The sequence below is a fragment of the Frankia sp. CcI156 genome (assembly GCF_001983015.1).
Taxonomy (GTDB): domain Bacteria; phylum Actinomycetota; class Actinomycetes; order Frankiales; family Frankiaceae; genus Frankia; species Frankia casuarinae.
This window is the reverse complement of sequence record NZ_MOMD01000102.1, coordinates 1-7,653: the sequence shown is the minus strand read 5'-3', so window position 1 is coordinate 7,653 and position 7,653 is coordinate 1. Positions and strand designations below refer to the sequence as shown.

4 protein-coding genes are annotated in these 7,653 nt (G+C 66.6%); 1 reads left to right on the top strand and 3 read right to left on the bottom strand.

Translation table 11 applies throughout. The features are described from left to right. Window positions 1-508: 508 nt before the first annotated feature. Entirely contained in the window at window positions 509-1,948 is a 1,440-nt protein-coding gene (locus tag CcI156_RS23165) for a hypothetical protein (protein WP_139341587.1), read from the top strand. A 478-nt stretch (window positions 1,949-2,426) separates the two neighbouring features. Here the strand turns inward: CcI156_RS23165 and CcI156_RS23160 are convergent, their stop codons facing one another. From CcI156_RS23160 to xerC, 3 genes are all read right to left on the bottom strand, one after another. Next, on the bottom strand, window positions 2,427-3,086 hold the full coding sequence (locus CcI156_RS23160) for a hypothetical protein (protein WP_035734610.1): 660 nt from the start codon (window positions 3,084-3,086) through the stop codon (window positions 2,427-2,429). Between the two features lie 292 nt (window positions 3,087-3,378). Beyond that, entirely contained in the window at window positions 3,379-4,521 is a 1,143-nt protein-coding gene (locus CcI156_RS23155; RefSeq protein ID WP_076808235.1) for a site-specific integrase, read from the bottom strand. A 575-nt stretch (window positions 4,522-5,096) separates the two neighbouring features. Continuing rightward, the gene (gene xerC / locus CcI156_RS23145) at window positions 5,097-6,524 is read right to left on the bottom strand and encodes a tyrosine recombinase XerC (RefSeq protein ID WP_254847582.1); all 1,428 of its coding nucleotides are present in this window, start codon (window positions 6,522-6,524) and stop codon (window positions 5,097-5,099) included. Between the last annotated feature and the right edge of the window lie 1,129 nt (window positions 6,525-7,653).

Genomic DNA, 7,653 nt, shown 5'->3' with positions numbered 1-7,653 from the left:
CACCGCCCCCAGGCCGGCCCGCGCCGTCCGCCACCAGGCCAGACGATCCCGGCCCCGCACCGGCACCTCACACTCCAACCGGGCAAAATGCTCGTCCTCCCACCGGCCCACGGCCAGGACCCCCCTCGTCTCGTGATCACAAGGTGGCCCCGGGCAGGCCCCACCTGCGTGGAACAGCCCGCCCGGAACCGTTCACGGCGCCCGCCGAGGACACGAAGGCCAACCCGGCAGGAACCGCCGCCGAGAAGTCCACCGCGTCAAGCCGGAGGCATCGAGAGCAAACAGACGGTTATCGATGCCGGACAGCCGTGCTCACCTAGACGACCGTTCCCGCGCCCGAACCGGCAGCCGAACGGCAAACGATCAGGTATTCATCCGGCAAACGATCAGAAAACATGTGGTCCACCAGGAAACACGCCAGACAAGGCCCACCGACATCACCGGATAGCAGTAAGCATCCGGCTACGCTTTCTCCCGGGAAATCCGGTAACCAGGGAAGCGAGACGTCATGCCCCCTCAGCCCAGCACACACCCGGGATGGAACCCCGGCCAGCTACGCCGCCACCGCGAACAACTCGGACTGAGCCGGGCCGCCCTCGCCGACAAGATCGCCAACATTGACCCTGTCGTGGCCAAGGAAGCGGGGTTCACCCCACCGGCCGCCGGCCCCGAGATGATCARCAAGCACGAGCGGGGCGTCAACTTCCCCGGCACGTCCTACCAGGCGGCTTACTGCCACTTTTTCCAGGCCAGCGAACCCGAACTCGGATTCCGCTACCCCTACCCCCACGAACACAAAGACGATCATGCGGGGTCTGTTACACCACCGCTAGCCGGGATACCCTCACAACACCAGCCCACGCCGCAGACCGAGGGGGTGGAGACCGCGAACCGCAGAGACCTACTCAGCCTCACCGCCGCAGCCATAGGACTCACCGCCACCGGCACAGCCGCAGCGATGATCGCGCCCGCCGACAGGTTGGCCATCCTGGAACGCGCCACCGCCGGCAGCGGCGCGGCATCCGCGGCCGAAGGGGCCCTACAGGCCGTGGTGGCCGACTACCTGCACCATCCCCCCGCCGAGACATTGCGCCGGGCCATCGCGTTGCAGCAGCTCACCGACGCCATCACCGCCCAATACCCGCTACGGCCCGCCGACCAGGCCCGGGTCTGGCGCGTATCCGGTGTCGCCACCGGCATCCGCGGATGGCTGGAGAACAACGCCGGACACACCACCGACGCCCGGCTGTCCTTGCGGGAAGCCCACCGCAGAGGCGAACTCCTCGAAGACAATCAGTTGATCGCCTGGACGCGCTTCATGCAGGCCACCATCGAGGACTACGCCGGCAACCCCGCCGGAGCCGAACAGTACGCGCTCGACGGCCTGCGCCACGCACCCAGCGGACCACAACGGGCTATCTTGCTGGTGGGCAGCCTTGCCGGGGCCCGCGCCGCCCATGGCGACATCCGAGGAGTTGACGCGGCCGTCAGCGAGGCCGAAAGCATCGTTAGCAGGCTGACTCCAGACGAGCGCGGCCCGCGAGAGGATCATCGTACCGTCGTTGACAGCCTTACCAGCATCGGATTGCCGATCTTCTCTCTCGACGTCGGCCGAGTGTATTCCCGCCTTGGCGAGATAGGCCGCTTCATGGAGGTAACGGCCGACGTCCGACCCGCCATCGAGCAGGGCAGTAGCTCACGGACGTCCGTGTTCCGCGCGGATGAGGCAGTAGCCGTTGCACGGAGCAAGTCACCGGATCTTGACAGGGTGGCCGCACTTGCCCGCGAAAGTTTGCGTCTCGCTGGCCCGTTCCAGACCGCTCACATCGCAAGCCGGGTCAACGTCGTCCTCGCCGTGACTGACCGCGACTATCCCGCGATTCGATCATTGGCCGACGAGGCCCACACCTGGCGGATCAGCCGCAACAGGCCCATCGACCTCGTCTAACCGGATAACCTGCATAAACAGCAACGATGTTTGATCGTCGCTAATGTTCTGTACTTCCTCAAGGGCGCCCCTTCGGGGCGCCGGGTGGTTCGTGTCACATGTGCCGCACGCGCCGCGCCGAACAGGACCCGTCCGGACCCGCCGCGCGCCGGGCGGGGCCCCGCCTCCCTTCGGTCGGCACCCCACCCGGGCGCGTCGGCCCGGCCACCCGTTCGGAGCGTCGAGGAGATCAGGGAATGTCACCGGTCGAGGGGTGTGGGTTAGAAGCAGTGCTGCCGCGCCCACTCGCCCCACGAGTGCGCAGAGCGCACCCGCAGGACGAGCAGGCTTGCCCACGGAGCAACCCGGGTCAGGCGTCAAGGATGGTCACTGAAACCGGTCGAGTGACGAGAGCCAGCGCAGCTCACCGGGGGCCAGGACTACGGACCCGGGTCCTGGGTAGCCGCCGGGTGTGGCAGCTACCCAGGACAGACGCGGCCTAGGGCTGCTGACCGAGGATTACCGTTTGTTGAACGGTCTGAAGTAGACGATTCATGGTGTCAAGTTCGTCGAGGGTAGTGTCTGTGTCCTTAGCCATGTGTGTCAGAGACCACAGTAGGTGCATCACGTCGCGGCGTGGGCCGCGGTCGGGCGGGGTTTCGTCGCCGGATACATCCTCCGTCGTCCCGTACGCCCGCATCGCAGCGTCGAGCGCCGCACAGGCGATCGTCGCCCAGGTCTGCCCCGCTCCATTGTCGGTCGGGGCGTTCTCGGTGGGCAGCGCGGCACGGCGAGCGGTCATCGCGTCGTCTACCGTGCGTAGCAGCGTGTAGAGATGGGCGTAGTCATCCGGTGACATCCGGGGGGTTTGGAACAGGCCGAGTAGACGCACCAGCGGACCCAACGCGTGAGTCTGGGCAGCTAGCTCATCGTCCGGTATCGGGGTCTGGGCACGCCGGAGCAGGCGTCCCGCCGCCAGTAGCACGGCTTGAGCCACTTGCAGCCAGTAGGCAGCCGCGTTCACATCGCTCACACCGTCGATCAGACGCAGGTCGAGGCCCGGCAACATCAGCACAGCTTCGAGCTTCATCCCGTCGTGCCCGTCCCACGTGTGGACGTCGACCGCAATCGGACGGTACGACGGAACGATTGTGATCATCGGGTTGATGGTGGGTGTCCACCCGTCATGTGGTGGTGGCATGATGGCCATAGGTCACGTACTCCTGTGGTCGCAGGGGTTCGGGGCTCAGGCCCGGGTTGCGGTGTTGGCGCACCGTTCCGGGCCGCTTTGTTGTGTACCTACATCATCGCTAATTCGCTTTAGGTTGTGAACACATAAGATTCCCTCACAAAGGGCTCTGGCATCTTCACGGCATGGATCGGGCGGGTGTACGCGGTCGGGACGGTGGACGGCCCGCGGAGACCGAAGGGCTCCAGATTAGCGGTTGGGGTCATATGGCCAGGACCGCGAGGGTTTCCGCCGCGCCGGGGTTCGAGACCTTCCGGCCCATGTAGGTGGACAGGGTGATGGACGGGTTGGCGTGGCCGAGGACATCGGCGATCTGGCGGGGGGTATGCCCATCCCCATCGAGGAGGGTGGCAACGGACCTGMGGCCGAACAGGWGGGACGTCAGGCCKGGGAAGCCGGCATCGTTCACGGCGTCGCGGATGTCGGCCTGAGTGTTACTCGGGTCGCGTAGGCCGCCCATCTGCGCGGGGAACACCACCTCGTCACTGTTCTGTCCGYGGTGGCGGGTGCGCAGCATGGCCACGGCCCAGGCCGGGAGTAGCAACAGCCGGTGGCCCGCCTTCGACTTCGGACGAGGCTTGTTGATCAGACCCTGGCCGGTAATCCGCACCACGGTGGACCGGATTTCCACGGTGCCCGCGTCCAGGTCGACCGCGTCCCAGACGATCCCGCATACCTCCCCGATGCGCGCGCCRGTGGCGATGAGCATGTCCACAAGATCGGGGATGTCGCGGCGCCGCGCCCGTTCGTCGTAGGTGAGCAGCGCCCGCAACTGCCGCAGTTGGGCTGCGCCGAGCGCCTTGGATACCGGCTTCGGTTCCGGTCGGGTGATCTGCCCGGCGTCGCGGACCACGTTGCGGTCCATTGCGTCGAGCCGGGCGGCCATCGCGCACATGCCGGACAGCACTGTTCGCGCGATCCGCGCCGCACCTGGGCCGCTTTTGGTCGTGACCGCGCTGAAAAACCGGTCCGCGGTTCCGACCGTGACCTGTCGGGCCTTCACTCCGCCGAGTGCGGGGTAGACGTGCCGGTCGAGGGTGGTGCGGTAGGCCGCGAGGGTGTTGGGAGAGCGGTCTTTCTTCTGCTGTTCGGCAAACCACGCCTCACCGAGGACCTTCATAGTCGTCTCCGGTGTGATGTCGCCGTCGCCGACCGCGACCCGCAGCCGGTCACGCAGCGCGAGTTTCAGTGCCCGTGTGGCCRCCGCCTTGGAGGTGCCGCCGCGTTCGACTTCGCGGCGTACCCCGTCATGGTCGCGGTAGAAGCAGCGTGCCCGGGAGCCCTTCGCCGTGGCGCTGTAGAAGATCTTTCCGCCGACACCGAGATCTAGACTGGGACGAGCCATGCCACACCGCCGCATCCTTCGGGAGTGGAACGAACGCCCTCATACTAGCCTGATCGTCCCGTACTTACCCCGTACTTTGAGTGATCAATAAGGGTGAATGGCGGCAAATGACGATGCTTGCCTGCAAGCATAATCCGCAGGTATCAGCATGTTTTCGCGAGTAGCGACGGATAACGAATCAATGGGATTGCTAATCCGTCGGTCGTGGGTTCGAGCCCCACCCGCCCCACCMCTCCTGACCTGGCCTTTTGCAGCGGCCAGGTGGCCGTGGAGATCAACAACGGGCCCTGGTGGTGACGTGCTGGTGACGTTGCGACCGCAACCATTTTCCGAGCCTCCTCCGCTGGTTGCGGAGAGTGGCCGTGGCTGGTGAGGGTGCCTCGGTGCCGGTCGATGCGGACGAGCTCTTGGTGGCCCTCGGCGGCCCCGCCGCGGTCGTGGGGATGGCCTGGTCTACCGGCTGTTTGACCGATCTTGACCGTGCGCGGTTGGTGTGGTCTCCCGCGCTGCTGGTGGATCAAGAGCCGATGCGGTCGGTGCGACCGGAGTTTGCTGCGAACCTGACCCGGGGTGTCCTACAGGTCGAGGCCAGGTCCGTTGGCGGGGGGTGGTGTGGGGTCGTCCAAGCTGTCGGGTTCCACCTGGCCGGGTGGGTGTCGGYGGGGGACGATGTCGGCGGCGGCTTTGGCCGCGGCGCGATCCGCGTCGGCGAAGACCGAGGTGTAGACGTCGCCGGTGAAGTGGACGGAGGAGTGTCCGAGGAGTTCGGAGACGACCTTGAGGTCCTTGGTGGCCCGGTAGGTGAGGCTGGCGGCGGTGTGCCTCAGGTCGTGCAGTCGGATCGGGGGCAGGGGGCCGAAGGCGAGCGCGGTCTGAATGGCGTCTTCGGGCATGAAATGCCGGGCGGCGAGCTGGTCGACGGTCCAGCTGTGTTCGGCGTGCTCATGGCGGATGGTGGCGAATCGGGTGATGAGCCGTTCGAAGCGTTGCGAGACGCCGTTGGGGGTGAGCCTGCTGCCATCGGGATGAGTGAACATCCGTCCGCTGTCGACCCAGGCCTTACYGTAAGCGGCGCGTTCCTCGTCTTGGCGCGCCTGCCAGGTGGTGAGGACGTTTTTTGTAGCCGGGTCCAGGCTGACAGTACGGTAGCCGGCGTCGCTTTTGGGTTCGGTGTATTCGTCGCCGTCCAGGTCGAGGTTGTCGTCGGCGCCGGAAACGGATCCGGGGAGGTTGTCGAGGATGTAGATACTGTCGTCGTCGATGTCGATTTCGGTCCAGCCGAGGGCGACGGCTTCACCGCGACGTAGGGCGCGGTGGGCGATGAGATGCCACAGTGGGTAAAGGCGGTCGGCGACGGTGAAGTCGAGGAAGGCACCGGCCTGCTGCGGGGTCCAGACCATGACGGGGGAGGGCCGTTTACCGGTGCGTTCCCAGGCGGYGATCCGCGGTGCGGTCCAGACGAGCGGTCGGGGCTTGCGGGCCTTGGGTAGTTCGACGTGTTCGGCCGGATTGACGCCAAGTTTCTTACGTTTCACGGCGCTGTTGAGCGCGCTCATGGTGGTGGCGTGCACCCGGCGTAGCCGGGAGGCGCTGAGGGGCCGGCGGTGGTTGGGGTCGTCTTTGCGGACTTCGAGGAGGCGGACGAGCAGGGGTGAGCGTTTCCTGCCGTGCAGATCCCGGCCGATGAGCCGCATGGCGGCGTAGAGCTGTTCGATGTGGTGGTCGCGCAGGTCAGCGAGTCTGAGGTGTCCCAGGCCGGGTTTGAGATAGAGGCGGACGTGCTCCTCATACGAGCGGCGGGTGGACGCGGCGAGACTCGCCTTTCCATCGAGCCAGTCGTCGAGGTAGCGGGCGACGGTGAGCCCGGTGTCGTCGGGCCGCCCACCGCCATGGAGTTCGGCCAGGGAACCGGTCAACGCGACCTCGGCCTCCGTCTCGGTCTCGAACGGTCCGCCGGTGGTGCGCCGCCGCCGCCCATTGGGACCGGGTGGGACGTCGTGCATGTACAACCAGGAACCGTGGTCCGACCGRGGCAGTTTCGGACACCGGGCGCCGTAATCCTTGCCTGTCTGGGGATCGCGGCAGCCGCACCGTTTGAACACCGATCCCCTCACTGGACACCATCCGGGCAGCCTGTCCCGGGGGCTACCGCGGSCGAGGATGACGGGCAGCTGCGCCCAAGTTCATCGGACGCGGCTGGTGGGACGGGGCGGGGCATACGATTCATGCGCACCGACGGTCCGGGCTGGTGCCATCGCAGACGGCATCGTCGCGGCCCTCGGCAGAGACATCGTCGCAGGCGCAGGCATCCACATTGACATCGAGCGTGTCACCCTGGCATGGCCTCGGCATGGGGCTGTTGCGTTGTGAGGGGTAGGGCGTGCGAGGCTCTGGCCGGCCGGGCGGTCAGATGGCGCGGGCGAGCTCGGTGAGAACAGGCGACAGTATCGGGTGAGAATCGGCCTCGACGTCGAGTTCGTCGTAGCCGCGGCGGATGTTCTGGACTAGCCTGAGTTTCCTAGCTGGCGAATAACTTATGCCTCTTTGGCTATGATCGACGATCTGGTGTACGCCGGTCGACCTGCACCGTTGCGCGACCAGATCGGTGCGATTATGGCTTCAAAGGGTGTATTGTCCATATTGTGGCGTCGATCATCAAGAAGCGGCGGGGCGACCGGGTGTACCTGTGATCAGGACCGGCGGACGTCCATGGAGACCGGCGAACAGGCTGCCGATGATCTCATAATCCGTCGGTCGTGGGTTCGAGTCAGGCCTCTTCCAGCCAGTCGCCGCCGTGAAGCTCCGCTAACGAGGCCGTCAGCGCCTTCTGCGCATCGTCCTCGGTGGGAAATGGACCCCCGACGGCCCGCCGCCGCGATCGCGGCAGATGCCGCCACCACGGGGTTGGGAACCTCGCCGGGCGCGGACGCCCGGCGCTGCCTGTGATGTTCGCGGCGGTCTCGGTGCCGGAGTAGTTGGGAACCTCGCCGGGCGCGGACGCCCGGCGCTGCCCGCGGACTCACATGTGGCCTCACCTGGTGTGAGGAGTTGGGAACCTCGCCGGGCGCAGCCACGGGCTGACGTCCACACCCAGCACGATCCGGCCGTCGGCGGCCCGCGGCAGCGGCAGCC